General features: G+C 69.4%; 25 protein-coding genes. 10 read left to right on the forward strand and 15 right to left on the reverse strand.

The genetic code is table 11. The features are described from left to right. Nucleotides 1-187 precede the first annotated feature (187 nt). The 3 genes from ACWC0C_RS01680 (at nucleotide 188) to ACWC0C_RS01690 (ending at nucleotide 2,436) form a co-directional block, all read left to right on the forward strand. A complete protein-coding gene (locus tag ACWC0C_RS01680; RefSeq protein WP_449198737.1) occupies nucleotides 188-943 on the forward strand; it encodes a GOLPH3/VPS74 family protein in 756 nt (251 codons plus the stop codon). Between the two features lie 254 nt (nucleotides 944-1,197). Beyond that, on the forward strand, nucleotides 1,198-2,055 hold the full coding sequence (locus tag ACWC0C_RS01685; RefSeq protein ID WP_450860808.1) for a helix-turn-helix domain-containing protein: 858 nt from the start codon (nucleotides 1,198-1,200) through the stop codon (nucleotides 2,053-2,055). A 189-nt stretch (nucleotides 2,056-2,244) separates the two neighbouring features. Next, nucleotides 2,245-2,436 (forward strand): DUF397 domain-containing protein, encoded by a 192-nt coding sequence (locus ACWC0C_RS01690; protein WP_449198735.1) that lies wholly within the window; start codon nucleotides 2,245-2,247, stop codon nucleotides 2,434-2,436. 145 nt (nucleotides 2,437-2,581) lie between these two features. Here the strand turns inward: ACWC0C_RS01690 and ACWC0C_RS01695 are convergent, their stop codons facing one another. From ACWC0C_RS01695 to ACWC0C_RS01705, 3 genes are all read right to left on the reverse strand, one after another. Next, on the reverse strand, nucleotides 2,582-3,460 hold the full coding sequence (locus tag ACWC0C_RS01695; RefSeq protein WP_450860810.1) for a MerR family transcriptional regulator: 879 nt from the start codon (nucleotides 3,458-3,460) through the stop codon (nucleotides 2,582-2,584). A gap of 74 nt (nucleotides 3,461-3,534) precedes the next feature. Continuing rightward, on the reverse strand, nucleotides 3,535-4,023 hold the full coding sequence (locus ACWC0C_RS01700) for a glutathione peroxidase (protein WP_450860812.1): 489 nt from the start codon (nucleotides 4,021-4,023) through the stop codon (nucleotides 3,535-3,537). A gap of 9 nt (nucleotides 4,024-4,032) precedes the next feature. Beyond that, nucleotides 4,033-5,079 carry an ArsR/SmtB family transcription factor gene (locus ACWC0C_RS01705; RefSeq protein ID WP_450860814.1) on the reverse strand — a complete coding sequence of 349 codons (1,047 nt, stop codon included), beginning with the start codon at nucleotides 5,077-5,079 and terminating at the stop codon, nucleotides 4,033-4,035. Between the two features lie 87 nt (nucleotides 5,080-5,166). Between ACWC0C_RS01705 and ACWC0C_RS01710 the strand changes: the two genes are divergently transcribed. After that, nucleotides 5,167-6,408, forward strand: a complete 1,242-nt coding sequence (locus tag ACWC0C_RS01710; protein WP_450860816.1) for an MFS transporter — start codon at nucleotides 5,167-5,169, stop codon at nucleotides 6,406-6,408. Here ACWC0C_RS01710 and ACWC0C_RS01715 read toward each other — a convergent pair. The 4 genes from ACWC0C_RS01715 to ACWC0C_RS01730 form a co-directional block, all read right to left on the reverse strand. Next, nucleotides 6,302-7,180, reverse strand: a complete 879-nt coding sequence (locus ACWC0C_RS01715) for a slipin family protein (protein ID WP_450860817.1) — start codon at nucleotides 7,178-7,180, stop codon at nucleotides 6,302-6,304. The two genes, ACWC0C_RS01710 and ACWC0C_RS01715, sit on opposite strands and share 107 nt — an antisense overlap. Before the next feature lie 86 nt (nucleotides 7,181-7,266). Then, complete coding sequence (locus ACWC0C_RS01720) at nucleotides 7,267-8,589, reverse strand: lanthionine synthetase LanC family protein (protein WP_450860819.1); 1,323 nt, start codon at nucleotides 8,587-8,589, stop codon at nucleotides 7,267-7,269. A gap of 32 nt (nucleotides 8,590-8,621) precedes the next feature. Continuing rightward, nucleotides 8,622-8,867 carry a hypothetical protein gene (locus tag ACWC0C_RS01725; RefSeq protein WP_450860821.1) on the reverse strand — a complete coding sequence of 82 codons (246 nt, stop codon included), beginning with the start codon at nucleotides 8,865-8,867 and terminating at the stop codon, nucleotides 8,622-8,624. A 7-nt stretch (nucleotides 8,868-8,874) separates the two neighbouring features. Continuing rightward, the gene (locus ACWC0C_RS01730; protein WP_450860822.1) at nucleotides 8,875-9,231 is read right to left on the reverse strand and encodes a hypothetical protein; all 357 of its coding nucleotides are present in this window, start codon (nucleotides 9,229-9,231) and stop codon (nucleotides 8,875-8,877) included. 534 nt (nucleotides 9,232-9,765) lie between these two features. Here ACWC0C_RS01730 and ACWC0C_RS01735 point away from each other — a divergent pair. From ACWC0C_RS01735 to ACWC0C_RS01750, 4 genes are all read left to right on the forward strand, one after another. Beyond that, a complete protein-coding gene (locus tag ACWC0C_RS01735; RefSeq protein ID WP_450860824.1) occupies nucleotides 9,766-10,275 on the forward strand; it encodes a hypothetical protein in 510 nt (169 codons plus the stop codon). A gap of 92 nt (nucleotides 10,276-10,367) precedes the next feature. Continuing rightward, a complete protein-coding gene (locus ACWC0C_RS01740; RefSeq protein WP_450860826.1) occupies nucleotides 10,368-10,763 on the forward strand; it encodes a hypothetical protein in 396 nt (131 codons plus the stop codon). Between the two features lie 120 nt (nucleotides 10,764-10,883). Beyond that, entirely contained in the window at nucleotides 10,884-11,981 is a 1,098-nt protein-coding gene (locus tag ACWC0C_RS01745) for a barstar family protein (RefSeq protein WP_450860828.1), read from the forward strand. Nucleotides 11,982-12,171: 190 nt separating this feature from the next. Then, a complete protein-coding gene (locus tag ACWC0C_RS01750) occupies nucleotides 12,172-14,604 on the forward strand; it encodes an N-acetylmuramoyl-L-alanine amidase (protein WP_450860830.1) in 2,433 nt (810 codons plus the stop codon). 110 nt (nucleotides 14,605-14,714) lie between these two features. Here the strand turns inward: ACWC0C_RS01750 and ACWC0C_RS01755 are convergent, their stop codons facing one another. The 5 genes from ACWC0C_RS01755 to ACWC0C_RS01775 all read right to left on the reverse strand — a co-directional run bounded on the left by ACWC0C_RS01755 (nucleotide 14,715) and on the right by ACWC0C_RS01775 (nucleotide 20,538). Next, on the reverse strand, nucleotides 14,715-16,055 hold the full coding sequence (locus ACWC0C_RS01755) for a S53 family peptidase (RefSeq protein ID WP_450860832.1): 1,341 nt from the start codon (nucleotides 16,053-16,055) through the stop codon (nucleotides 14,715-14,717). 556 nt (nucleotides 16,056-16,611) lie between these two features. Next, nucleotides 16,612-17,667 carry a zinc-dependent alcohol dehydrogenase family protein gene (locus tag ACWC0C_RS01760; RefSeq protein ID WP_450860833.1) on the reverse strand — a complete coding sequence of 352 codons (1,056 nt, stop codon included), beginning with the start codon at nucleotides 17,665-17,667 and terminating at the stop codon, nucleotides 16,612-16,614. Between the two features lie 277 nt (nucleotides 17,668-17,944). Beyond that, nucleotides 17,945-19,108 carry an oxygenase MpaB family protein gene (locus tag ACWC0C_RS01765; protein ID WP_450860834.1) on the reverse strand — a complete coding sequence of 388 codons (1,164 nt, stop codon included), beginning with the start codon at nucleotides 19,106-19,108 and terminating at the stop codon, nucleotides 17,945-17,947. Nucleotides 19,109-19,199: 91 nt separating this feature from the next. Continuing rightward, a complete protein-coding gene (locus ACWC0C_RS01770; protein WP_450860835.1) occupies nucleotides 19,200-20,252 on the reverse strand; it encodes a polyprenyl synthetase family protein in 1,053 nt (350 codons plus the stop codon). Then, the gene (locus tag ACWC0C_RS01775; RefSeq protein WP_450860837.1) at nucleotides 20,245-20,538 is read right to left on the reverse strand and encodes a polyprenyl synthetase; all 294 of its coding nucleotides are present in this window, start codon (nucleotides 20,536-20,538) and stop codon (nucleotides 20,245-20,247) included. The genes ACWC0C_RS01770 and ACWC0C_RS01775 overlap by 8 nt, the downstream gene beginning before the upstream one ends. 389 nt (nucleotides 20,539-20,927) lie before the next feature. Between ACWC0C_RS01775 and ACWC0C_RS01780 the strand changes: the two genes are divergently transcribed. Then, nucleotides 20,928-21,515, forward strand: a complete 588-nt coding sequence (locus ACWC0C_RS01780; protein WP_450860839.1) for a class I SAM-dependent methyltransferase — start codon at nucleotides 20,928-20,930, stop codon at nucleotides 21,513-21,515. 18 nt (nucleotides 21,516-21,533) lie between these two features. Here the strand turns inward: ACWC0C_RS01780 and ACWC0C_RS01785 are convergent, their stop codons facing one another. Next, nucleotides 21,534-22,439 (reverse strand): DUF6454 family protein, encoded by a 906-nt coding sequence (locus tag ACWC0C_RS01785; protein WP_450860841.1) that lies wholly within the window; start codon nucleotides 22,437-22,439, stop codon nucleotides 21,534-21,536. A gap of 164 nt (nucleotides 22,440-22,603) precedes the next feature. Beyond that, entirely contained in the window at nucleotides 22,604-23,053 is a 450-nt protein-coding gene (locus tag ACWC0C_RS01790) for a hypothetical protein (RefSeq protein WP_450860843.1), read from the reverse strand. 239 nt (nucleotides 23,054-23,292) lie between these two features. Between ACWC0C_RS01790 and ACWC0C_RS01795 the strand changes: the two genes are divergently transcribed. After that, on the forward strand, nucleotides 23,293-23,535 hold the full coding sequence (locus ACWC0C_RS01795) for a hypothetical protein (protein ID WP_450860845.1): 243 nt from the start codon (nucleotides 23,293-23,295) through the stop codon (nucleotides 23,533-23,535). Between the two features lie 175 nt (nucleotides 23,536-23,710). Here the strand turns inward: ACWC0C_RS01795 and ACWC0C_RS01800 are convergent, their stop codons facing one another. Then, nucleotides 23,711-24,118 (reverse strand): NUDIX hydrolase, encoded by a 408-nt coding sequence (locus ACWC0C_RS01800; RefSeq protein WP_450860847.1) that lies wholly within the window; start codon nucleotides 24,116-24,118, stop codon nucleotides 23,711-23,713. Between the last annotated feature and the right edge of the window lie 589 nt (nucleotides 24,119-24,707).

The raw sequence follows: 24,707 nt of genomic DNA on the forward strand, positions 1-24,707 counted from the left end.
CTCCATGCGGCGCGCGCCCACGCGCGCGCCCTGTCCGAACCATGTACCAGTGTCCTGTGTGAGGGCTTGGCCCCTGCGGTAGACGAGAACGACATACCTACCGGTTCCCTCACGAACCGGTCACGCACCCTCGACAGACCAATGTGAGAGGGGTCACCCTGTCATTCATCCACGCGGGGAGGCATGGATGGGCAGGAGCCGCAGAACACTTCCGGAGGAGCTTCTGCTGCTGGCACTGGACCCGGCCACGGGTACCACTGCGCAGCCGCAGTCGCTCGACCTCGGTCTGGCCGGAGCACAGCTAGTGGAGCTGGCGCTGGCCGGACGGATAGCCCCAGACGGGGATCGTATCGCCGTGGTGGTACCACGGCCGACTGGAGATCCGACTTTGGACTGTGCGTTGGAGTTGCTGCGAAGGCGCGGCGCTCCCGTGCGGGCTGTTCACTGGATCGGCGGGCCACGGCTGGGGCTTCGCCAGGTCTACCTCTCGCATCTGGAGCGGTGCGGCATGGTCGCCGCCGTACCGGGTCAGATGTGCGGGGTGCTGCCGACGACGCGCTACCAGGCGACGGACACCGCCATCAGCCGGGAGATCCGAGCCCGGCTGGATTCCGCGATCCGCACCGGCGTACCGCCGGACCCGCGGACCGCGGCGCTCGCCGCCCTCGCGCACGCCGTCGGACTGGGCAAGCACCTGTACCCGGGGAACGAGGGCCGGTCCTCGCGGTCCCGGTTGCGGGATCTGATCCGGCACGACCCCATGGGCGGTCTTGTCGCGCACGCCGTGATGGACGTGCAGAACGGGGCGGCCGCGCAGCCGCGCCGCGGCCCGGCCGCCACCGGGCGGCAGGGCGCGGCAGCCGCCCGGTCCGCGGCGGAACCCGCACGCGGGGTTCCGATGCAGCCGCACCGCGGATCCATGGCACGCGCCGTGGCCCACTGAGCCGCAACCCCGGTTCGCCCAGACCCGGTTCGGGAGCCGCTGGTCAGAGCGGGGCGGTGAGATCCTCCCTTGGGATCTCGCCGTCCCGCTCGACTGCGTCCGGGCACACCATCGGGTGGCGAGCCGTGGCGAACTGACGCGTACGCGCCGCATATCCACCATTTCCCAGCGGTAGAAAGCACCTTGGTGGCAGTCTGCTCAACAGCAGATACGGAAAGTGTTAGTACAGGCAGACAGCCGGAGGTGCACGTCCCGTGGCGTCCAATGTCAATCCCACCGTCAGGCGGCGCCGGCTGGGCCAGGAGCTGCGCAGGCTCCGCGAGCTCAAGGGCATGACGGCCGAGGAAGTGGCGGAACGACTGCTGGTGTCGCAGTCGAAGATCAGTCGGCTGGAGAACGGCCGGAGAAGCATCAGCCAGCGCGATGTGCGCGACCTGTGCGGGGTGTACGAGGTCGAGGACCAGCGGATCGTCGACTCGCTGATGGAGATGGCCCGCGATTCGCGGCAGCAGGGGTGGTGGCACACCTTCGGGGACATCCCGTACAGCGTGTACATCGGCCTGGAGACCGACGCCGAGTCGCTGCGGGTGTACGAACCCCAGCTGGTGACCGGTCTGTTGCAGACCCGCGCCTACGCGGAGGCCCTGGTGCAGGGTGCGCTGCCGGAGACGTCGACCGCCGAGATCGAGAAGCGTGTGCAGGTGCGCATGCGCCGACAGGAACGTATCACCGCCGAGAACAACCCGCTCCGGCTGTGGGTCGTGCTCGACGAGGCGGCGCTGAAGCGGGTCGTCGGCAGCAAGCTGGTGATGCGCGAGCAGCTGGAACACCTGATCGAGATGTCCCAGCTGCCGCACGTCACCGTGCAGGTGCTGCCGTTCGAGGTGGGCGCCCATCCGGGGCTCAACGGCCAGTACGCGATCCTGGAGTTCACGGACGCGGCCGACTCCAGCGTGGTGTACCTGGAGGGCGTCACCAGCGACCTGTACCTGGAGAAGGCCCAGGACGTGCAGCGGTACGCCGTGATGTACGAGCATCTGCGGGCGCAGTCCCTCAATGTGGAGCAATCCCGGCAGTTCATTGCAAAGGTGGCCAAAGACTACGCCGAATGAGCTGCCGTCACGGAGGGCGGCGGATCGTACACCGTCGGTCCGCCCCAGCGGAAGGCTCCTCTGGAATATGCCATCCGGTCGAGTGAACGACTACTCCAGCAGAGGCAGTTGCCCGGTAGCGTCGATCACGCCAATCAGACGACAAGGTTGGCGTGAACCGCACTACCGCAACTCGCAACAGGAGTGGACATGGCACTGATTCAGGGCGCTTCGGAGACGTGGATGAAGTCCTCCTATTCCGCGGGCAACGGCGCCTGCGTCGAGGTCAAGTCGCCCACCGACGCCGAACTCGCCGTCCGTGACTCCAAGGTCACCGAGGGCCCGGTCCTGGCCTTCCCCGCCGACGCGTGGAACGCCTTCGTGGCCTCGGTCAAGGCCTAGGGGGTTCTCCCTGACCTTCGTCCGTAACGACACCCCCGAAGAAACAACTTCACAAGCACTACCAGAAGAGCCCTCTCGACCGGTCGCCGTCCTTGCCGAGAGGGCCTTTTCTGTTCGGGGTGCGGTCAGGTGTTCGGGGGTGCGGTCACGCCGTCCTCGTGGATGGCACCACCGGGAACGCCACGTCGCACACCGGGTCCTGCGGGCCCGCCGCGTCCCAGTCCGCGAAGTAGATCTCACGGCAGGGCCCCGTCATCTCCAGCCCCTCCCCGGCCATCCACTGCTCCACCGCCTCGAAGGCGGCCAGGATCTGCGGGTGCGCCACCTGGGCCTTGGTGATCCGGGTGTAGGCCAGCCGGGCCGCCGGCTCCACCCGTACCGCCGTCTCCCAGGCCCGCCCCCGCTCGGCGGCCCACGCCCGGGCCGCCGCCTCGTCGGCCACCGGCACACAGGACTCGGCCGGGCCGTCGCTCTCCATCGAGACTTCGGAGTGGTAGACCACGAACGGCGCTCCCGTGACGCCCCCGCACTCCCGCGCGGCCGCCACCAGCCGGTCCAGCGATGCGCCGATCCACGTCGGCAGCTCGTCCGCCAGCGTGTGCCGCGACTCGGTGAGCACCACCTGGGCCGGCACGTCCACGGTCTCGATCACGAATTTCTCGTACATCTCGGAGCTCCTCCCCGACAGCCGTCCACGGAGGTACTCGGCGAGCGTCCGCTGTCCGGCCACCCGGGCCTCCACGTCCGCCCAGTAGGCGGCCAGCCGGCCCGCGGCCTCGGGGCCGCCCTCGGCCCCGAGCACCTCGGCGATCCGGGCCAGCGGCATGTCCAGCTGCCGCAGCAGGGCCACCAGCCGGGCGCGCTCGATCTGGTCGGCGCGGTAATAGCGGTAGCCGCTGGTCTCGTCCACCTGCGCCGGTGCCAGCAGGCCGAGCCGGTCGTACAGCCGCAGCGCCTTGGCCGACAGCCGGGCCCGCGCGGCGAACGCGCCGATGGTGAGCAGGTCGTCGTCCACGATTGCCATCCTCCGTCACCGGGCGGCTCTTTCCGCCCGGCGACAGGGACGCTCCCGCTTGCCCCAGGGGCAAGGTCAACCGGTCAGGCCAGCTGCCCCTCGATGGCCGCCACGACCTCGGCGGACTCCGGCTCGGTCTGCGGCGAGAACCGGGCGACGACCGTGCCGTCCCGGCCGATCAGGAACTTCTCGAAGTTCCAGCGGATGTCACCGCTGTGCCCCTCGGCATCGGCGAACCCGACGAGCCGCTCGTACAGCGGGTGCCGGCCCTCGCCGTTCACCTCGACCTTCTCGGTCAGCGGGAAGGTCACGCCGTACGTCGCCGAGCAGAACTCCGCGATCTCCTCGGCGCTGCCGGGCTCCTGCCCGAGGAACTGGTTGCAGGGCACACCGAGCACGGTGAACCCGCGCTCGGCGTACCGCTCCTGGAGCTTCTCCAGGCCCGTGTACTGGGGGGTGAGGCCGCACTTGGAGGCGACGTTCACGATGAGGACGGCCTTTCCGGCGTACTGGGAGAGGTCCGCGGGGCCGCCGGCGAGGGCATCGATGTCGACGTTCAGCACATTGGTCATGCCTGGATGCTATGCGCCCACCGGCGTACCGGGAGGAGCCGCAGTGCCCTGCGGCCGGCGGCGGTGAGCGTCCCCACTCCCGGCCGGCAGCCGCCCCGGTGCCTCCACCAGCACGTCCCCCGCCGCCGTCCTCGCATACAGCACCGACCGCCCCGCCCTCCACCGCTCCACCAGCCCCGCCTCCCGCAGCACCTTCAGATGGCGCCCCACCGACCCCAGCCCCTGCCCCGTCACCGCCGTCAGCTGGGTGGTGCTCATGGGCGAGTCGAGGAGGGTGAGGATGGCGGCGCGGCCCGGACCGAGCAGCGCACCCAGGGCGGAGGGGACAGCCCGCTCGGCAGGATGGGTGAGGGCACCGGCGCACGGGTAGACCGCCGCGTACCGCACCCCGTCCTCCCAGGCCACCCAGCCCGCCCGCTGCACGGTCACCGGCACGAAGACCAGCTCGGCCCCGGAGATCTCCCGCGGCGGGTACTCGTGCAGATTGATCTGCAGCCGGTTCTCGCCGAGCCAGCGCGTGCGCCCGGGCCGCAGGGCGTCCAGCACGCTCACCCAGCCGCCCCGGCTCACCTGCGCCGTCCGCGCGACCACATCGGCCTCCAGCACCCGCCGGCGCCGCTCCCAGGACGGTCGTACGGTCGTCTCCCACACCCACTCCAGCAGCGCGGCCGCCTGCTCGGGCAGGTCGTCCCGGTCCAGCTCGGCGGGGAGCGGCCCGGCGAGCGAGGTACGCAGATGGGCGCGGGCGGCGTCCGGCGGGGTCGAGCGGACCCGGGCGACCTCGTCCGCGAACGCCTCCCCGTCCCTCGGCGTCGGCGTCAGGAAGTCGGCGATCCATGGCCGGCCGAGCGTCGCCCGCACCAGCCGTGCCGTCACCGGCTCGGCCGCCAGCCACGCCCGATAGGCGGGCAGATGGGTGCGCAGCCACTCCTGCTCACCGGGATGGGCGGCGTCCCGCACCTGCAGCAGCCTCAGGCTCGCGAAGGTCTCGGCGAGCGGTGAGATGACGAACCGGCTGTGGGCGAGCGTGTCCGCGTTGAGCTGCCACCAGCCCACTTCCGCACCCCCCTCACGGCCGTACGACCTTTCGCACTGAGGCGAAACAATAACGAGCCCGCTCGCGACCGCCCGAGACTCCCGGGCATGCCCAGCTACCGATCCCTGTTCCGCACCCCGGAGTTCACCCCGCTCTTCCTCGGCTCGGCCGCCCAGACGGCCGCCCAGACCGTCGGCGGCCTCGCCCTCGGCACGCTCGTCTACCGGTCCACCGGCTCCCCGCTGCTGTCGGCGGTGAGCATGTTCGGCCCGTCGCTCGCCCAGATGCTGGGCGCGACCTTCCTGCTGTCCGGCGCCGACCGGCTGCCCCCGCGTACGGCGCTGTCGGCGATCGCGCTGGCCTTCGCCGCCGGTACGGCCGTACAGGCGCTGCCCGGTCTGCCGGTGGGCGCGGTGTTCGCGCTCCTCCTCGCGCTGGGTCTCGTGGCCTCCCTCGGCGGCGGGGTCCGCTGGGGCCTGCTGAACGAGATCCTCGCCAAGGACGGCTATCTGCCCGGGCGTTCGCTGTTCAACATGATGAGCGGGCTGATGCAGATCGCCGGTTTCGCCACCGGCGGCGCACTGCTCGCCGCGCTCTCCCCGCAGGTCTGCCTGCTGCTGTCGGCGGCCCTGTATCTGACGGCCGCGCTGGTGCTGCGCCTGGGCCTGACCGCCCGCCCACCCCGCACCGCGGGCCGCCCCTCCGCGTCGGTGACCTGGCGCACCAACGCCCTGCTGTGGTCGTCCCGCCCGCGCCGCCTCACCTATCTGGGCCTGTGGCTGCCCAACGGGCTGGTCGTCGGCTGCGAGTCGCTGTACGTGTCGTACGCGCCGCACGCGGCCGGCACCCTGTTCGCCTGCGGGGCGCTCGGCATGTTCGTGGGCGACGTGACGGTGGGCCGCCTGCTCCCGCCCGGGGTACGACACCGGCTGGCCACGCCCCTGTTGCTGCTGCTGGCGACGCCGTACCTGGTGTTCTGCGCGCGTCCGCCCCTGGCCGTGGCGCTGGTGTGCGTGACGGTCGCCTCCGTGGGCTTCGGCGCGAGCCTGGTCCAGCAGGAGCGGCTGATGGACCTGACCCCCGCCGAACTCGCCGGTCAGGCTCTGGGTCTGCACTCGTCCGGCATGCTCACCCTGCAAGGCGTGAGTGCCTCGCTGGCCGGCGCGGTGTCCCAGCTCACCTCGCCCGCCGTGGGGATGACGGTGATGGCGGCGGGCTCGGTGTGCGTGACGCTGGCGCTGGCTACGGCCGCTCGGCGCTCTCCGCAGCGGAGGTCTCCGGAGCGGTGCTCTGCGGAGCGGTGTTCTCCGGAGCCGGGGCGGGAGCCTGCTGCGACGGAGGCACGCTGAGGTCGGCGTCGATCTTCTTCACGGCCCGGTCGAAGTAGCGCAACAGCTCGACGGGGAACGGCATCACGAGCGTGGAGTTCTTCTCGGCGGCCACCTCGACGACCGTCTGCAGCAGCCGCAGCTGCATGGCCTCCGGCGTGTCGGACATGATCCGGGACGCGTTGGCGAGCTGCTGCGCGGCCTGGAACTCACCGTCGGCGGTGATGACCCGGGCCCGCCGCTCCCGCTCGGCCTCGGCCTGCCGCGACATGGACCGCTTCAGCGACTCGGGCAGCTGTACGTCCTTGATCTCGACGCGATCGATGTGAATACCCCACCCCGCGGCCGGACTGTCGATCATCAGGGCCAGCCCTTCGTGCAGCCGCTCCCGGTCACTCAACAGGTCGTCCAGATCACTCTTGCCGATGACGGACCGCAGGGAGGACTGGGCGACCTGCCCGACGGCGAAGATGTAGTCCTGCACCTCGATGGCGGCGCGCACCGGGTCGGTCACCCGGAAGTACACGACCGCGTCCACCTTCACCGACACGTTGTCCTTGGTGATGCCCTCCTGCGTGGGCACGGGCATGGCCACGACCTGCACGTTCACCTTGCGCATACGGTCGGCGAAGGGGATCAGGAAGGTGACGCCCGGCTGCCGGTAGCTCGGCAGCGCCTTCCCCCACCGGAACACGACCCCGCGCTCCACCTGGTTGACCACCCGCATACCGCTCTTCAGCACGAGCAGCGCCAACAGCGCCACCACGACGACCGCCACCACGGTGCCTTCCATGGCACTCCATTCCTCGCAAGGGCACGGACACGGGGAAGGACACCGGCTATGGCCGAATGGATGCGGCCGCTCGCGTCATGAATGCGTCAAGAAAGGGGGAGGGGGCGGATCGTGGCCTGAGCTTGAGGATGAGCCTGAGGCTGAGGCCGAGTGGGCACCACGGGCGGCTGATCGGGCCAGGCGAACGCGTACCGGGGATCGCCCCCGCGGCTCAGCCGTACGAAGCGCAGGAGTTCGCGGACGATGCCCGCGTTGCCCATGGCCCAGCCGGCGCACGGTTCGAGGTCGCCAGGGGTGGGCCGGTGCGCGACGTTGGACCAGCGGGCGCCGTCGCCGTCCCGGATCGCGCGGGCGGCGAGGTCGGCGACGAGGAGGTCGGCGAAGTCGTACGGGTCGGACTGCTCGGCGATCCGATCACAGGCCAGGGCGAGGACGCCCGCGGTGCCGCAGCAGCGGCCGTTGTTGTCCCAGAAGCCGGGGCGCAGCCGCCGGGGCAGGCCGGAACGGGAGACCGTGAGCCAGCAGCGGTCGGCGAGGGCGGCCCAGACGGGGTCGACGGTGATGTCCCGCAGCAGCCGGAAGACCTGGGCGTCCCCGGCCGGCCCGTGACACCAGCCGTAACTGATGGGCTCGACCACATCGGGGCGGTACAGCGGGGTGGAGTGCGGCACCAGGAAGCCCTCCGCCCCCGCTTCGTCACGCGCGACGACGTCCGCGGCACCGGCCAGCGCCAGCTCGACCAGGTCCGCACGACCGGTGGCCCGCCCGATCCGGGCAAGCGCCAGGACGATACCGAGGGTGCCGTGCGAGATGTGGTGCAACCGGGACTCCACGCCCGCCCGGTGGGCCCACTGCACCCCGGCCGGGGTCTGCTCCGCCGTCCGCAGATACGGCTCCACGGCGAGGACGGCCAGCTCGGCGTCACCGGCCACCAGCGCGCCCAGACCGATCCCCGCGTTGCCGCCCATCAGCTCGAACAACTCGCCCCAGCGTGTCCCGTCGAAGCGCGACCGCACGACTTCCAGCGCACGGTCCGCGGCGGCGCCGGCGGCCGAGTCACCGAGCTTGTCGTGAACGGCCCGCAGGACGACGGCCATTCCGGTACGGCCGAAGTAGAGGGAGTCGTCGTCGGCCCCGTCGACGAACTCCGCGAGACCGCGGGCGGCGCGCAGGGCGGTGTCGGCGTAGGAGTCGTCACCGAAGTGCCGCCAAGCCTCCAGAAGTCCGGGGACGATCCCGGCCGTACCGCTGTAGAGCATCGGATTGATCTCACCCTCCGAGGCCCGGGTCGCCCAGCCGAGCCCCCCGCCACGGGTCTCCCGCGCCACGACACCCAACCACCGCAGCCCGTCCACCGCGAGCCCCTCGACCTCGTCGACCACTACGGCGGTGTCTTCTGGCGTCGTCATGGGGTCACTCTGACATGATCTTCCCGCGGCGATCACACACGTTCCGCTCTCTTCTTCGCGGCCCTGGTCATCCAGGTCCGGCACCCCCACTGAGCAAGTCCACCCACAGCGAGGGACACGAGGATGGCGCCCCCGTCGATGACGTGCGGCAGCCCGGGGAAGAAGGCGAAGAAGGCGAGCGTGGCGACAAGACCCCCAAGAAACACGGCGATCCGGCTCCGACGCCGCCACCTGCCCGGTACCTGGTCCGAGTCCTGTCCGGGTTGCTGCTCGATCATGAGCTACTCACTTCGTGATGTGGTGGCACTGGCTCACGCGCCGCACTCCGTTGACGAGGAGGTGAGCGCACGCCTTGCCATAACGAGGCAGTCGCTGGGGAGAGTTGTTCCGCATCGGGTCGATCTTGCACTCGTTGTGCGTCCTGCCGCGTGAGGTGCGGTAGGTGTGGTTGTCGGTGTCGGCGTACGTGAAGTCGATGCGCCAGTTGCAGAAGCCGCTGCTGAGCGCCCCGACGAAGGCGCAGTCGACGCCGGCGTTCTGATACGTGATCCTCCTCCCGCTTCCCCGGATGATGTGGGTGAACATGCAGCCCGTCGGGACCTTCATCGTCACACCGCCCACGCTGTACTCGAAGGTGCGCACGGGAGTCGTCCCGATCGCTGTGGCGTGCGCACCGGTCGAGGCGGCGAGGACAAGAGCCCCTGCTGAGGCCAGAGCAGTGGCGAGGCGCGTGAGGTACGGCGTGACCAAGGCGGTCCCTTTCTGGTGATTTCCTGATGAGCACCTGGGACAACTGCGTCACATCGCGGCTGGTTGCAGGATTCCGGTTGATTCACTGCCGTGAGTGATCAAGAGATAACCGTGCTGACCTGCAGAAACGTTCACGGGGAGCTGGATCTGTCAGCGCAGGGCCGGACCCCATACGCACCGCGTCCGGCATCACTGGCTGGGCCACGCGGCCCAATCCGCATGCGATTAGCTCTGGAACATGCTTGTTCCCTCGTTTTCTCTATTTCGCAACCAGTGTTGCGTGAGTTCCGGGAATTTTCGCGGCCGGGTAACGCATGATCGAAGTGCGGTCAGCGTCGCATGCCTCGACGATGGCGGTGAAGGGCGGAGTGCGAGCCGTGGCAGTCGAGCACTCCGCTGAGTCATGCGTCAAAGAAAGAGGGAACCATGACGGCAACGACGGAGACTCCCACTCGAGAAAAGGCCGCTGCAGGCCAGGAAGAGTTCGGCGAGGAATCCGCCTTCGGTCCGCTCCTGCTGGCAGCGATGCTGTCCCGTCGTGAGGAGCGCGGCGAGGAACCGATCGTCGACCATCCGCTTCTCCTCGCCGCGCTCGCGCGACGCCGCGAAGAGGGCGGTGAGGAGTCGATCATCGAGCACCCACTTCTCCTGGCCGCGCTCATGCGCCGTCGTAAGGAGCGTGGTGAGGAGTCGATCATCGAGCACCCGCTTCTGCTCGCCGCGCTGATGCGTCGGCGCCGTGAGGAGCGCGGCGAGTCGATCATCGAGCACCCGCTTCTCCTGGCCGCGCTGATGCGCCGCCGTGAGGAGCGTGGTGAGGAGTCGGGCATCGAGCACCCGCTTCTGCTCGCCGCGTTGATGCGTCGGCGCCGTGAGGAGCGCGGCGAGTCGATCATCGAGCACCCGCTTCTCCTCGCTGCGCTCATGCGCCGCTAATAGGAAATGGCGACCCCCTGCCCCCCGATCGTTGCAGTCGTCAGCATCGGGGGGCAGGCCCCGTACGGCAATCGAAGACTTGAGGAATCAGAATGGCAGCTGAGTCGGGCGGACAATCGGAACGGGATCCCTTGGAGGCCTTCATCGACGAGGTCTTCGAGGAAATTGTGCGCGATGCCGGAATCCCGCATACCGGCATTGGTATGCGACGTGGAAAGGATCCAATGGCGGGAGCCCTGATGGAAGCGGTCGTGGCGTCCCTGTCCCAGCCCCCCACCCGTTCTTCCGAACTGGAAAGGGTGCTGCTCGCACAGACCCTGGCGACCGCACTGGCGGAATCTCTCGCGCCCGCCCTGGCAGATGCGCTGGCCTCGGAGATCATGAAGGTGCTGACCCACCATGCGGCTTCCCAAAGAGGCGGCGCCCAGGAAACCGTCGGTGGGGTAGGCCGCAGTCACCGTTCTTCCGGGGGTGGCGACCGTTCCTGAGCGCCGGCCGCTCCTGCTCGATCAAGTCCTCGGTCCGGCACTCGCACCAGTAGCCCCGCCCCGGCCGCCTGCGCGGTGACCGACCGGGAAACGGCTTCGCCGCCAAAGCCTGGTGTGGGCATGATTACCACCGTGCGTGAGGACAGGGACCATCGTGGGCACGGGCGGTACACGCTGACGGACACGGAGCACGGCCACGTCTGGGGCGTGTGCTCTGCGGTAGACGGCCTCTTCGGGGAGCCCCGGCGCGGGACTTATGAACTGTTCGGCTGGGTACCGGAAGGCGCCGATGTCCGGGGCTGGGTCGGCAGCCGCGTATGGCTGGTGCCGGACGACGACACACGTGAGCCCTGGCTGCTGGAGGACGCGGAGAGCCCAGGGCGGGTCCGGGGGGCGGACAGTCTCGTGCTCACCGGTCTGGACGACTACGAGAGTCCACCCGAGGGACACACGGGTCGTGTCCGGGTGCACGACGGGCACCGGTGGCTGGGCTCCTGCCGGGAACTCGCCCGCGTCCTGCCGGCCGAGCAGGTGGCGCCCCCACTCGTCCTGCGCGGGCTCGCCCAGGGTGATCAGCTGCGGGCCGCATTGATGAAGGGCACTCGCAGGGCGCTGGATCTGGAGGAGGCCGCCCTGGAGATACATGACGACCAAGGCGAGCCGCTCACCGCTCGGCTGCTGTGGACCAAAGTCAGCGCCTGGCACCCGTCCTCCTACGAGACCGGTCTGATCGACCTGGAACTCGACGGAAAGCTCTTCACACCTGTTCCCGAATACGCCCGGCCCGTCTGGGAGCGGTGGCTCGCCGGGCCGCCGGACACCCTGAGCACCTGGGCGGGCCTGGACACCCGGCGCCGCGGGGCCTGGCTCGACCTCGTCCGTGAGCGGCCCTGTCGGCGCCCCCACGGCGACCGGCCGGCTGGTCACGCCTATGAACTCGACGGTCGGCACGTCACCGACGAACCGGGCCTCTACCTGGCGCTGGGCGAGGCGGTGAACGGGCCGGGTGGCTACTTCGGCGGCTGTCTGGCCGCCCTCGACGACTGCCTGCGCGGCACCTTCGGTTACACCGCGCCCGCAACCCTCCTGTGGCGAAACGCCGCGACCGCACGCGAGCACCTGTCCCAGGCCATGACACCGGACGGCCGGCCCTACGACCTGTTCGCCGAGGTCCTGGGTGCTCTGGCCGAGGGCGGCATGCACGTCACCCTGGCGTGATCCGCCGACACCCACCCGAGACTCGTGACGCTTGAACGTTCGGATGCGCTGGTATTTCAGGGCACTCCTGTGACATCTGTGCCCTGTGATGGCTGATGACAACGACAACGGGTCTTCCGGGTGGGGCATGAGAACTGAACACAGGGTTCGGCACGGTCGCCGTCGAGCCGGTCTGAAGAAGCGCACGTGGGTGGCGCTGGGGGCGGTCGTCGCCGGTGGCGGCGTGGCCGTGGCGACCGTCGCCATGGCCGGGCTGCCGGGCCACGGCGGAGCGTCGGCCGCGCGGGGACCGATCAAGACGCATGTCCACTCGCTGCCCCTGACCGGGGCCGGCGCGTCACTCAAGACGCTGGGGTCCCGGTCCACGGCCCCGTTCAGCATGGTGGGTGTCACCTGGAACGGCGCGCACGCCAAGCTGCGCGGCACGGTGGAGGTGCGGACCCGGTCCGCCGACAGCGGCCACTGGACACCGTGGCTGAAGATGCAGCAGCCGGACGACCTCCCCGACGCCGCCGAGCTGAACCGTCCCGGGGTGCGCGGCGGGATGTCACCCATGTGGTCGGGGCCGTCGAACGGGATCCAGGTTCGCGCCACCGGCGCGGGCAAGGCGACCGCGCTGCCCGGCGGGCTGCGGGTGGACCTGGTCGACCCGGGCAAGCCCGCCACCGGCGGCACGCAGGACTCCGGCATGGGCCTGGCGGCATACGCCCAGGACGCGACCGCCACCGACACCGCGACGCCGACGGACAGCGTCGCCCCGACCGACACCGCGACGGCCACGGCGGGCGGCGATGCTTCGGGCACCCCGACCGCGACGGACTCCGCCTCGCCCACGGCAACGGATTCCCCGACGGCCACCGACACCCCCACGGCCACGGACTCGGCAACCGGCACGCCGTCCACCGGGACCTCCGCCTCCGACTCCACCTCGCCGAGCGCGTCCCCGACGCCCTGGCCCAGCCAGCTGCCGACCATGGACCAGGCGTACCCCTCCTGCCCGGCCTCCTCCGCCAGCCCCTCCCCGTCGGCGTCGCCGACCCCGCCGGACCCGATGCCGGCCGCGACCACCTCGACGGTGGCGCCGCCCACCGTGGTCACCCGGGCCGGCTGGGGCGCGGACGAGTGCGCGCGGGAGTCCGGTTACCCGTTGTACGGCTCGGCGGTGAAGGTGATGTTCGTCCACCACACGGACACCACGAACAACTACTCCTGTGCCGACTCACCTGCGATCGTGCGCGGCATCTACGCCGAGCACCTCAACCAGGGCTGGCGCGACCTCGGTTACAACTTCCTCGTCGACAAGTGCGGCACGATCTTCGAGGGTCGCTTCGGCGGGATGGCGCTGCCGGTCGTGGGCGCCCAGACCTACGGGTTCAACACCAACAGCATGGGCGTGGCCGCCATCGGCACGTACACCGACCTCAGCGGCGGCGACTCCACGGCCAGCACCTTCCCCGGAGCCACGCCGAGCCAGGCGATGCTGGGCTCCATCGCCCGGATCGCGGCCTGGAAGTTCGGCATGACCGGCGTGAACCCGGGCACGGGTACCGCCTCCCTGCCCGAGGGCGCCTCCGACAGCTACGGCTTCACGCTGGGCAAGAGCTACAGCTTCAACGCGATCTCCGGGCACCGCAACGGCTTCGCCACCGACTGCCCCGGCAACCAGCTCTACAACGCCCTGAGCACGATCCGCTCCTACGCGGCGGGCCCGGTAGGCGCGGTCTCCGTCACCGGAATGTCCGGCGGGGCGACCAAGTCCGGGACGAGCTACTACACCAAGGGCGCGGCCACGGTGAGCTGGACGACCTCCACACCGTCCCAGGTGATCTCCGGCTTCGACGTCCTGGTCGACGGCAAGGCCGTGGCGCACACCTCCGGCTCCGCCCGCTCCGCCGCGGTCTCGGTCGCCTCCGGCAGCCACACCGTCCAGGTCCGTGCCACCCACGTCCGCGGCTCCACCACACTGTCCGGCGCGGCCACCCTGGTGGGCGACACCACCGCACCCACCTTCCCGACCGCTCCCGGCGTGCAGGTGCGCACCGGCACGGTGAGCTCCACCGCGGTCCCGGTCACGGTGACCTGGAAGGCCGCCGACAACGCGGCGCTCGCCAAAGTCCTGGCGACCTCGCCGTCCGCGGCCACCTTCGGCCCGACGGTGACGTCCTGGAACACCACCGCCAAGCCCGGCACCTCGGACCTGTTCGCCCTCAAGGCGTACGACGTGGCCGGTAACAGCGCCGGCACCTCCGTCTCCCGGACGCCGAACATCATCCAGGAGGGCTCCACCACCCGGACCGGCACCTGGACGCACCGGAGCAGCACCAGCTACCTCGGCGGCTACTCCTACAGCTCCTCGTCCGCCGGGGCCTCGATCAGCTGGACCTTCACCGGGCGCTCGGTGGCGTGGATCGTCTCGCGGGCCTCCACCTCCGGCCAGGCGTACATATACGTCGACGGCACCAAGGTCACCGCGGTGGACCTGAAGTCCTCCACCACCCTCTACCGCCAGGCGATCTGGACCAAGACCTGGTCCGGCTCCGCCAAGCACACCCTGAAGATCGTCGTGGTCGGTACCTCGGGCCGCCCGACCGTCACCACCGACGGGATCGCGACCATCGGCTGACCGGTCGGCCGCACCTCACGCAGGAGCCCTCTGGCACGACGAGGAGGGCTGGGCTCGCGCCGCACTACTGCGGCGCGAGCCCAGCCCTTGTCTGTCGGAGTGAGCCGCCGTCAAAAGGCGCCGGTGCCCTTGGGCGTGCCGAGACCGGTCGGCCCGTCGTATCCCGGACGCGCGGTGCACAGGTAACCGCCGCCGCAGGAGCCGTTGCTGCCCGAAGTGACGTCGTTGAGCGCCGACTTGTGGCCGTACGGATACGAGCCGTCAACGACCTGAGAGGTGTTTCCGGCCAGTGCGTAGACGCTCGCGATGATCGGCGACGAGACGCTGGTGCCACCGACTTCGACCCATCCGTCGGCCCCCTGTGCGACACCCAGTTGCAGCTCGGTGTCGCACAACAACCCGCCGCCGCAGCTGTTGTACGAGTCGTAGACCGCCACCCCGGTGTTGGGATCGGCGACCGCAGCCACATCGGCGACGGTGCGCTTGGCGCATCCGGAGTCGTGCTGCCAGGACGGCTTGGCCTCGTACGCCGAGCAGCCCGAGCCCGCGCCGCTCCAAGCCGTCTCGGTCCAGCCGCGAGAGTTGGACGCCTTGCTCAGCGAGGTGCCGCCCACGGCGGTGACGTACGAGGAGGAGGCCGGCCAGGAGACGCCGTAACCGGAGTCACCCGAGCTCGCCGTGATCGCGACGCCGGGGTGGTGGAAGTGCGAGTCGAAGGAGGTGACGGTGTTGTCCTCGGACCCACCCCAGCTGTTGGAGACGGAGACGACTCCCGATGTGGTGGCGGCGGTGTCCTCGGCCTTCATGAGATCCGGGACGTTAGCCGAGTTCGCCTCGACCAGCAGGATGTGGCAGCCGGGGCATGTCGCCGAGACCATGTCGAGGTCGAGGCTGATCTCCTCGGCCCACCCGTAGTCACCGGAGGGCAACGGCGATGCGTGGCCGCTCTGGTTCACCTTGCGGAAGCAGCCGTTGGCGGTGGTGCACGCCGGCAGACCGTAGGCGCTGCGGTAAGCGGCCAGGTCGGACTCGGCGTTCGGATCGTCCATGGCGTCGACGATGGCCACCGTCCGACCGGATCCCGAGGTGCCGCCCAGTTTGTAGGCGGAACGCAGATCGGACGGGATATGCCCCGTCGTGGTCGGGGATCCGGTGGTGAACGGTGACATGCGGCCCGAGGTGGTGCGGTGGGCCTTCAGGACGCCGAAACAGCGGGCTTGTCCCGCGTGCAAGGGATGGAAGCAGCCGAAGCCCGTCGTACTCGCGGAGGCGGACGCGCGCGGGGCGGACGAGAGAGCGGCGGCCTGGACACCGGTGGCCAGGCCGATGGTGAGGGCAGTGACGGCGAGTGTGAGCATCGCGGTGAGCGCGGCTGCCATCCGCCGGATCCGGCGTGTCAGTTGGTGGCGGTGGATCACCAGGGATCCGGAGGGTATCTCGCTTCGTTGCATCAAGCCTCCGTGCGGTTTCAGGCGGTTCGGAAGGGCCACATGACGAAAAACAGCGTTGACAGATGGCGTGTCAGGTCAGCTGCGGGCCGGATGGATTCACCATGCGGCCGCCCTCTCGGGCTGGTCAATGCCATGTCAATGCAGGTCTTGTGAGGCTGCCGCGGTGAGCGAGTGAACCGCCGTACCGAGGAGGTCGGGCAGCGGCCCCGCCTCCCTGGGGCATTGGCTGCTCGGCCGCGAAATGATGCAGCGCCCCAACGCCGGCGGCTGACGGGGATCGCCAAGCGGATCGAATTCCACAGGACCGAGCTGCAGGAACTCAATGGCCACCAGTGGCGAAGCGCGGTTCCGGCTGACGACGCACCGACACGGGCGCCGGCGGCCGGGTCCACCGCCCAGGCCGTCCCGAGCGAAGAGACCGAGCAGCCAGCCGACGAACAACTGCGCGACGGCACGCCAGGACGCCCCGATGGCCTATCAGGCAGAGGCATTCATGCTGTAGGCGACGGACAGGAGTGGGCCGGCCATGCGTGGTCTCCCCGCGCCATACCGCGTCCTACTCGTCGTCGTCCCGGCCACCTTCGAAGACGAAGAGCGGTTTGCCGCCATGTGCGGGTGTTTCGGCGAGCGAGATGGCCTCGGTGAAGCATTCGAGCGGGAACGGCCGGCCTTGGGGGATGCTCAGCACTTCATCAGCGACGAGGCTGCGAACCTCGGACAGCGCGCGCACCGCGTCCGCAGGTGAGGCAGCGCCGAACCAGCGGTTCAGCCAGAAGCCACGGACCACTTTGGTCTCGTAGATGACCGAGCGCGCCGGCAGCGGAATCGTCAGCGCCGCCGGGTCGGTCTGCCGATGGGTGGAGAGCGCGCCGTAGACCACGACCTCTCCTCCCGGCGCCAATGCCTGGGACACCTGAGCGCCCACGTGGCCCGCGACACAGTCGATGGCCTTGCGCACGCCGGCCGGTCCGGCGATCTCCGTCACGCGCCGCAACAGGCCCTCGTCCTCGGTGCAGATGACCTCGTCGCCGCCAAGCTCCTTGATCTCCTCAACGGCATCGCGCCGCCGCACCACATTGATCGTGCGGATACCCAGATGCCCGGCCAGCTGAATGACGAGCCGGCCGACGGTGGAGCCCGCCGCCGTCTGCAGCAACCATTCCCCCGGCTGTACGTCGAGTTCGCGCGTCACCAGGAGCAGGGCGGTCAACGGGTTGACAGCGAGTTGACAGGCGGTGGAGTCGCTCAGACGGTCGGGGACCGGCAGAAGCCTCTGTGTGTCGGCGACAAGGTATTCCTGCCAGGTGCCGGCCACACGCGGTCCGGGTACGGCCGGGACGGCGACGGCCACCACGCGGTCGCCGATCTTCAGTCCCTCGGTGTCCGGACCCAGGGCCTCGATACGGCCCACACATTCCATGTGGCCCCCGACCGTGGGGAACTCGGGGGAGTAACCGTAGCGACCACGCAACACGTGCAGATCGCTGGCGTGAATCGGAGTCGCCTTCACACGGATCAGCGCCTGGCCGGGTTCTGCCGTGGGAACAGGCCGGGATTCCAGCCGCAGCACATCGTTCGGCTCGCCGACCTCTCCGGCTACGAGCGCGCGCATGGATCGCGGCATGAGTGACCTTTCGTCGCGGCACCCGACGAACCCGGCGGACGTTCCGGGCGGGAACGACGAGACCTACGGCGGGCCCGACGCCGTATGCACAGCTCGCCTCGCCTCGCCTCGCCTCGCCTCGCCTGATCGATCGCCAGGTGTCCCCCAGCACTCCTCCCAGCTTGCGCTCCTTCGCAAGCGCTGTCATGTCGTAAGCAGCCGCACCCTGTGGTCGTCGATCCAGAACTTCGGGCGCTGTCACGCGGGGCCGGCCTCAGCGGCACCGTCAGGGCGCGACGGTGGGTGCGGGTGGAGTCCAGCGATGGGTAGGGGGCACGTTGGCGCTGATGCCGAAGTCCTTCTTCAGCTGTTCGGGGATGGCGTAGTGCATGACGCGGCCGCGGGTGAGGGAGGACAGCTCGAAGACGGTGGTGAGGTGGCCGAGGCGGTCCAGGGCCCAGGCACCCAGCGGTGAGCTGTCCTCGATGGTCTCCAGCACGCCGAGCAGGCTGGGCACGATCTTGACCACGCTGTCCCAGCCGGTGCGGGGGACCCGGAGCCAGTCGGCGCAGGTGTCGCCGACGAGGTAGCGGAGGAGAGCGGAGACGATGGGGTCGAAGAAGGTGCCGGGGACGACCTCCTCGTAGAGGTCGATCAGCTGTCGGGTCAGATGGGCGCCCTCTTCCGAAGGGCCCATGTGGCGGATCATGTACAGGTCGAGGAACTGCCGGGCCTCTTCGAGGGTTTTGGGCACGGCGTCCTGGTCGACTCCGAGGATGGCGCCCACCACACGCCATGCGTAGAAGTACGCTTCGGCGCCTTCGGTGGACATGTGGATCCCGAGCCGGTGCAGGCTGTCCAGGACGAGGAGGGAGAACAGCATCTGCGCGCCGATCATGTCCTCCTGGCAGATCGGCGTCCCCATGGCCTCGGTGTCCCAGCGGTTCTCGCGCCCCAGGTGGTGGCGGATGGAGGCGTGCAGGAGACGAACCTTCTGCGCGGCTGGGATGAACCGGCTGCCCGCTTCGAAGGCGTCGGGCTGCATCAGGTAGACGGTGAACTGGCCCGTCTCCGCCATCCGCTTGGACGGGTAGTTCAACCCGTGCGTGGCGGACAGCAGCTTCGCGGCGTGCGGCAGGGCGTAGCAGGCGGGCATGGAGGCGAAGGACAGTGCGGTGGAGATGTGCACGTTGTTGTCGATGAAGAAGAGCCGGGCCTTCTCCATCTCGCCCCAGTCCACCCAGGACGGGGGCACGCTGGTGGTCTGCAGGTACTCGCGGGCGACCTCGGGCAGTCCATCGGGCAGGGGTGAGCCGGCGGTGGAGACGTAGCGCATCAGGGTGTTGAACGTGCCGACCTCCCCCCGCTCGAACAGCGTGGTCACGACCGCATCGGCGAGTTCGTCGCCGGACTGGCGCAGGGCGTTCATCGAGGCTTCGGTGTAGGTCATGTCAGCAGTCCTTCTCGACAGGCCGCACGATGGTGTGCGGTGGCGCGGAGCGGGTCAGGTACGGCGGTCGGTGTGGGCGGCGCAGAGCGGGTCAGTTGTGGCGGTCGGTGGCGGAGTGGGCCAGAGCGGTCAGGGCCCGCCGTGCTTGCTGAGACATGTCGAGTCCGCCCAGGCGGCCGACGGCTTCCCGGACTCGGGAGGCGATCATGTCTTCCACTTGTTGCGGGGCCTTGAGCGCGACCATCAGCGCGCGTACGTCCCGCAGGTGCTTCTCGTCGAGGTCGCGGCGCCCCAGCACGCCGGCAAGACGCTCACGCTGTGCGGGAAGGGCGGCCTGCCAGGTCTTGGCCAGGAGCGTGGTGGGGCGGTGGCCGCGGATGTCGTCCAGGCTGGCCTTGCCCGTGTGCTCCGGTTCGCCGAAGAGGCCCAGGAGATCGTCGCGCAGCTGGAATGCCTCCCCCAGCGGAAGCCCGTACGCGGACAGGGCGGCCCGCAGCGTCGGGGAGGCGCCCGCGAGCAGGGCACCGATGAGCAGGGGCTGCTCGACGGTGTACTTGGCCGTCTTGTAGCGGACCACCTTCAGGGACACGTCCGGGTCCGGGTGGGCGCCCGCGGTCAGGATCTCCAGGCATTCGCCTGCGATCAGTTCCCGCGCGAGTTGCGCCCACATCGGCCGGGCCCTGGCCAGGTAGGCGCCGGGAAGGCCGCTGGCGGCGAACAGGTGCCCCGCCAGCGCCATCAGGTGATCCCCGACCAGCATGGCCAGTGAGCGGGCGGCAGCACGCGCCTGTGGACGCCCGGCGAGGGTGGTCCGCAGGGAGATGTGAACGGTGGGCAGGTGATGACGCAGTGGGCTGTCGTCGATGATGTCGTCGTGGACGGTCGCCGCGGCGTGGACGAGCTCCATGGAGGCAGCCGCACGCATCAGGGCATCGTTGTCGGGCTGGCCGGCCGCACGCCACCCCCAGTAGCAGAAGGCGGCCCTCAGGCGCTTGCCGTGCCGCGCGGCCACCTGCAACTGCTCGGCGACCGGCTTCAGAGCGTCGTCGATCGCGAGAAGCTGTTCGGCTTCGCCTGCCAGGAAGTCGTCCAGAAGGGCGTCGACACGGTCTTTGAACCCGGCCGGATCCCAGTGGTCAGACATCGCTGGCGGTCGCCGCCTGTCGGGCCACAACGTGCCGGGCCAGCACCTCCAGATGGGCCGGGGGAGCGGATGCGGCGCGGTCCAGGGCGATACGGCCGCGGGCCATCAGGTCCTGCTGGGCATCCCGTGCGAGTTCGGGCCCGTCGGATCGGCGCAGCAGTTGCTGCACGGTTCCGGCGGCCGAGCAGATGGCGCTCACCGCCAGGTCCGCCAGACCCGCGACGAGCAGCACCGCCTGCTCGTCCAAACCCCGGCCGCTCTGCGGAGTAGATGCCGTAGACGTCATACAGATCCCCCTGCGATGTCGGTCAGATGCGGCACACGCGCCGGCACGCGGCGCTGCCGATCACAGGATGACCGCGTGATCACTCCGCATCGCCCGCATTACCGCATCGAGTGATCACATGAACGGGTTTGCGATCTGAGCCCGGCCGTAGGCCGGACAGCTCCGGCGGTCGGCGGGCCGGGACAGCTGCACGGAGGCACCACCTGAGTGGCGCAGGCCAGAGCGAGAGCGAGGACGAGTCCCTTGCCGTCGCGTGAGGCCGCCGCCGGTTGTCAGCGCGCGGGGTCAGCACGCGGGATCAGCACGCGAGGTCAGCGGGTTCGGCCGTTCCGATTCTGGGTAACTGCTCGCGGTTTGCGCTGTGTTCACTCGGGGGTAGCTCTCGGGCCATGCGTGACTTAGTGCGGGAGCAGTACTACCGGCATCGTGCCCCGGTCTACGACGAGACCAGCTATCGCGGGGACGAGGTGGTGAACGCCGGGCTGGACCGGGAGACGGCCGAGATCGGGAAGCTACTCAACGCTCTGCCGCAGGGGCGGGTGGTGGATGTCGCCTGCGGGACGGGCGCGTGGACCCAGTTCCTGCGCGGCGACGTCGTCGCCCTGGACCAGAGTGCGGAGATGCTTCAGCTGACGTACGCACGGGTGCCGCAGGCCCGGAGGGTGCAGGCGCTGTTTCCGCCGCTGCCGTTTGCCACCGGTGGCCTGGACCGCATCGTCACGGGCAACTTCTACGGGCTGCTCAGACCGCCTGAGCGGGCCGTCTTTCTTGCCGAAGCGCGACGTACGGCCCGCGAGCTGATCGTGATCGACCTGCGCAGCGACGGCGACCTGCATGAGGAGCAGACGGAGCTGCGGACCGTCGACGGGACCACCTACCCGATCTTCCGGCGCCGCTTCACCCCCGAGAGCCTGAGCACGGAACTGGACGGTGAACTGATGTACACCGGGCGCTACTTCCTGGCCGTACGGGCGTGACCGGCACGGCCGGAAGGGTCATGCAAGCGGTGTCTCCAGCGTGAGCAGGTGGGAGTCGCCGGCCGCTTCGCCGTCGTCGGGTGCGGCGAACATCCGCAGGGTGCTGCCGTCGATCTCCAGATGGACCGCGTTGTAGGTGACGACGCGGCCGGCAGGAGACAGGGTGGTCACCGGAGCCTCGTGCTCGATCCGGCCCGACTCGACGTCGACGACAGCGATACCGCCGAGACTGAAGACGCCGTTGCCCGCGAGCGGGTACTCCGCGATGCCGGTGCACACCATGTGGCCGCCGCCGGCCGTGACGCAGGTCTGGTAGTCGACGAAGTGGCTCTTGTTGTCGACCCGGCGGATGAGCCGCCCTTCGGTGGTGAAGGTGAGCAGCTGCCGGGATCCCCACGTCACGGCGTGCAGCAGGCCGGTCTTGCGGTCGCGGACGATGCCGCCGATGTGGTCGTCGAAGCGGAACGCCTCGGTGACGGCCAGAGTGCCGGGATCCACGCGGTAGACGATGGAACGGGAGTCGGGCCGGTACTCAGCGGTCGGGACCCAGAGGGATTCACCGTCGAAGTCGATGCCGCCGGGGTGGTAGACCGTGCCCTCGCCCACGGTGACGTGCCCTAGCCCCGCGCCCTCGGCGTCGGTGGCGAACACATGCCCGACGCCACGACCGGGTGTGCGGTCGTAGCCGTCCACGGGCTTGTCGTACGGCCTTGTCGCTTCGATGATCTCGGCGGTCGACACGTAGAGCCGGTGGTCGTGACCACGGGTGATGCCCTGGGGGTGATGCGCGGCGAAGTCGAACGGCACCTTGCCCCGCACCGTCCAGACGGTGCTGCGGGAGAGCTGCCGCACGGCCGTCACAACGGCTTCGTTCGAGTCGTCGCGCCCAGTGATGACAATAGGAGAGTCGTATGGATCGCTCATGATTCGTCAACGACCTCTTCGCGGGCGTGTAACGGGGCCGCGATCACATTCGGCAGCGTTTCCACGGCACGGCGACCTCCTCGCCCCGAAGAAGGTCCGGGCAAGATCTCATGCTGTCCGCGGGAGGCTTGGAGAGAAGATCTTCTCCCAGGTTTCTCCCAGCCTCACGCAAAGGCCGGGTGCCGTCCGGAAGGCAGAAGGTGGATGGCGAAGTGGAAACACACCTCGGCGCTGAGCGCGAACAGGGCCATCAGCAGGGAGTCGAGGATCTTGCCGTTAGCGAGAAAGCTCCCACCGTATGCGGCCGCACCGATGACGAGGAGCGCCCCGAGCACGGTCCAGAATGCGACCGCGCGCTCGCGGAGCAGCACGGCGCGCACTGCCGCGATGATCGACAGCAGGACGAGTGTGAGGCCGAGCGCGGTGTGCACGGCGAGGGCGAGGGTGCCGTGCCCGACCGCCCAGACGAAGCTCTCATAGGCCCCCGCCCGAGAGCCCGGATGGCGAGCCGGATAGAGGACGTAGAGATTGACGACCAGGCCGACCCCCGCCTGTACAAGCACCAGAAAGCCGGTGGCGAGCAGGATGCGGCGGACGGCACGGGGAGCGGCCATGAGAAAACTATACAAAGAGTTACTGCTGAATGCGGAAAGTAGCGAGATCGTTGGATGCGGTGCGGCCGGGACGTCGGCTTGGCCATGAGGACGGCTCGGTGCAGTCCCCGCTACGACCACATCACCACCGGGGATGCGGCAGGCACTCATGGCCGCGCTCACCGCGATGTGGGAGGAGGCGCTGGATGCACACAACCACATGGTGGCAGAGAAAATCGAACACATGCTTGAATTTGGCCATGCGAGCGTTCCCCGACGACCTTGCCCAGGCACAGAAGGAGTGGAGTGCCACCTACCGACAGCTCGCCGAGCGGCCCGGCCGTACCGAGCTGCGCCGGCGTCTGTACCGGCTGTCGGCTGAGCTGTACTTCCATCCCTACTGGCAGCATCGGCGCCCAAGCCCCGCGGCGTGGTGGGAACTGCGCGACCTGGGACGATCAGATGCTGACGTGCGTGAGCGGATCACAACCCCGTCCAGCTAGACACAGACGACCGCCCCGGGCTGAGCACCCAGGGCGGTTTCCCACACAGCGGGAGAGCCGTCCCGATTCTTAGGCGGGTAGCAACCGCTCGGAAATCCCCGAGGCCATGAGCTTGGGCAGCTTGGGTTTCTTGGCCACGGTTGCTGTACTTCGCTGCTGTACAGCTGTCATGGGATCAGGAAAGCCGCCCGGCCTCGTGAAGCGCGTCGAAAGCCATCTCGTCGACGGCCGAGACTCGGTGCCGATCGGCGTAGCGGAACCACGCTTTCTCGGCGATCTCCCTCGACGGGGTCAGCTCACCGAGGTGATCGGCGGTGTAACAGATCATCCGGAAGGGGTCGTGATCCGGATGGCCCTCGCCGATCTCGAAAGTGCCGAAGTGGACCATGGAACCAGGGTCGATCGTCGCCTGCAGCTCCTCGTCGATCTCCCGCACCAGGGTTTCGCCGTCGGACTCGCCCGGTTCACGATGACCGCCCGGGAAGTAGAAGCGATCTTTGCCGTGACTGCGCGTCACCAACACTCGGTCGTCCCGAACCAGGATCCACGCCACCTTCTCCGGCACGCCGTTGCCATTCGCCATGGCTCGGGACCGTATCGGAGGGCATCGCCTGCGTCAGCACAATCCAGCCCCAGTCACGCTGCCCCGGACCATGATCGGTCCGGGGCTTATTCCTTTGTGCCCCCGGCAGGATTCGAACCTGCGACACCCGCTTTAGGGGTTTTATCTGGGCGGGGCTTTGACCTGCGGAAACGTCGACTACGTGGCGTCTGGCCTAGGAAAACACCCCTCCGTAGTTCTCACGTCTTCACGGGACTTCCCGTCCCCTTGTGTGCTGAATCCGTTCCGGCGACGACTGATGGCGAGGCTGCCAGGGGTCCTTCTCAGCACGGTTGGCACCGGCCACTGGCGCCGCCGCAACGGACACCGCACCGGCGTCGAGGGCGCCATCTCCCCAGCAGCCCACGCGTTCGGGCAGATCCCGCCACCGCAGCCTCGCCAAGGCCCGTCTGCAGCAGCACCTCACCGGCGCCGTCATCAACCGGGCGCGACTCTGCGCCTGGCTCACCGGCCGCCCCTCGCCCGCACCCGCGTCTCATCCCTTCGCAGCGATCCGCCCAGTTGGAGCCTCCGTTGCGGGGCAGTTGGCCGTGCACGCCTGGCCGGTTAC

Source organism: Streptomyces sp. NPDC001709 (assembly GCF_053596375.1).

Bases quoted from the DNA above. Each gene is read 5' to 3' on its own strand.
- ACWC0C_RS01765 (WP_450860834.1), bottom strand. From the start codon at position 19,108: ATGACCTACACCGAAGCCTCGATGAACGCCCTGCGCCAGTCCGGCGAC.
- ACWC0C_RS01735 (WP_450860824.1), top strand. From the start codon at position 9,766: ATGACGGCAACGACGGAGACTCCCACTCGAGAAAAGGCCGCTGCAGGC.
- ACWC0C_RS01785 (WP_450860841.1), bottom strand. From the start codon at position 22,439: ATGAGCGATCCATACGACTCTCCTATTGTCATCACTGGGCGCGACGAC.
- ACWC0C_RS01715 (WP_450860817.1), bottom strand. From the start codon at position 7,180: ATGGAAGGCACCGTGGTGGCGGTCGTCGTGGTGGCGCTGTTGGCGCTG.
- ACWC0C_RS01770 (WP_450860835.1), bottom strand. From the start codon at position 20,252: ATGTCTGACCACTGGGATCCGGCCGGGTTCAAAGACCGTGTCGACGCC.
- ACWC0C_RS01795 (WP_450860845.1), top strand. From the start codon at position 23,293: ATGCGAGCGTTCCCCGACGACCTTGCCCAGGCACAGAAGGAGTGGAGT.
- ACWC0C_RS01760 (WP_450860833.1), bottom strand. From the start codon at position 17,667: ATGCGCGCGCTCGTAGCCGGAGAGGTCGGCGAGCCGAACGATGTGCTG.
- ACWC0C_RS01725 (WP_450860821.1), bottom strand. From the start codon at position 8,867: ATGATCGAGCAGCAACCCGGACAGGACTCGGACCAGGTACCGGGCAGG.
- ACWC0C_RS01710 (WP_450860816.1), top strand. From the start codon at position 5,167: ATGCCCAGCTACCGATCCCTGTTCCGCACCCCGGAGTTCACCCCGCTC.
- ACWC0C_RS01780 (WP_450860839.1), top strand. From the start codon at position 20,928: ATGCGTGACTTAGTGCGGGAGCAGTACTACCGGCATCGTGCCCCGGTC.
- ACWC0C_RS01700 (WP_450860812.1), bottom strand. From the start codon at position 4,023: ATGACCAATGTGCTGAACGTCGACATCGATGCCCTCGCCGGCGGCCCC.
- ACWC0C_RS01720 (WP_450860819.1), bottom strand. From the start codon at position 8,589: ATGACGACGCCAGAAGACACCGCCGTAGTGGTCGACGAGGTCGAGGGG.
- ACWC0C_RS01745 (WP_450860828.1), top strand. From the start codon at position 10,884: ATGATTACCACCGTGCGTGAGGACAGGGACCATCGTGGGCACGGGCGG.
- ACWC0C_RS01690 (WP_449198735.1), top strand. From the start codon at position 2,245: ATGGCACTGATTCAGGGCGCTTCGGAGACGTGGATGAAGTCCTCCTAT.
- ACWC0C_RS01695 (WP_450860810.1), bottom strand. From the start codon at position 3,460: ATGGCAATCGTGGACGACGACCTGCTCACCATCGGCGCGTTCGCCGCG.
- ACWC0C_RS01740 (WP_450860826.1), top strand. From the start codon at position 10,368: ATGGCAGCTGAGTCGGGCGGACAATCGGAACGGGATCCCTTGGAGGCC.
- ACWC0C_RS01755 (WP_450860832.1), bottom strand. From the start codon at position 16,055: ATGCAACGAAGCGAGATACCCTCCGGATCCCTGGTGATCCACCGCCAC.
- ACWC0C_RS01790 (WP_450860843.1), bottom strand. From the start codon at position 23,053: ATGGCCGCTCCCCGTGCCGTCCGCCGCATCCTGCTCGCCACCGGCTTT.
- ACWC0C_RS01800 (WP_450860847.1), bottom strand. From the start codon at position 24,118: ATGGCGAATGGCAACGGCGTGCCGGAGAAGGTGGCGTGGATCCTGGTT.
- ACWC0C_RS01775 (WP_450860837.1), bottom strand. From the start codon at position 20,538: ATGACGTCTACGGCATCTACTCCGCAGAGCGGCCGGGGTTTGGACGAG.
- ACWC0C_RS01680 (WP_449198737.1), top strand. From the start codon at position 188: ATGGGCAGGAGCCGCAGAACACTTCCGGAGGAGCTTCTGCTGCTGGCA.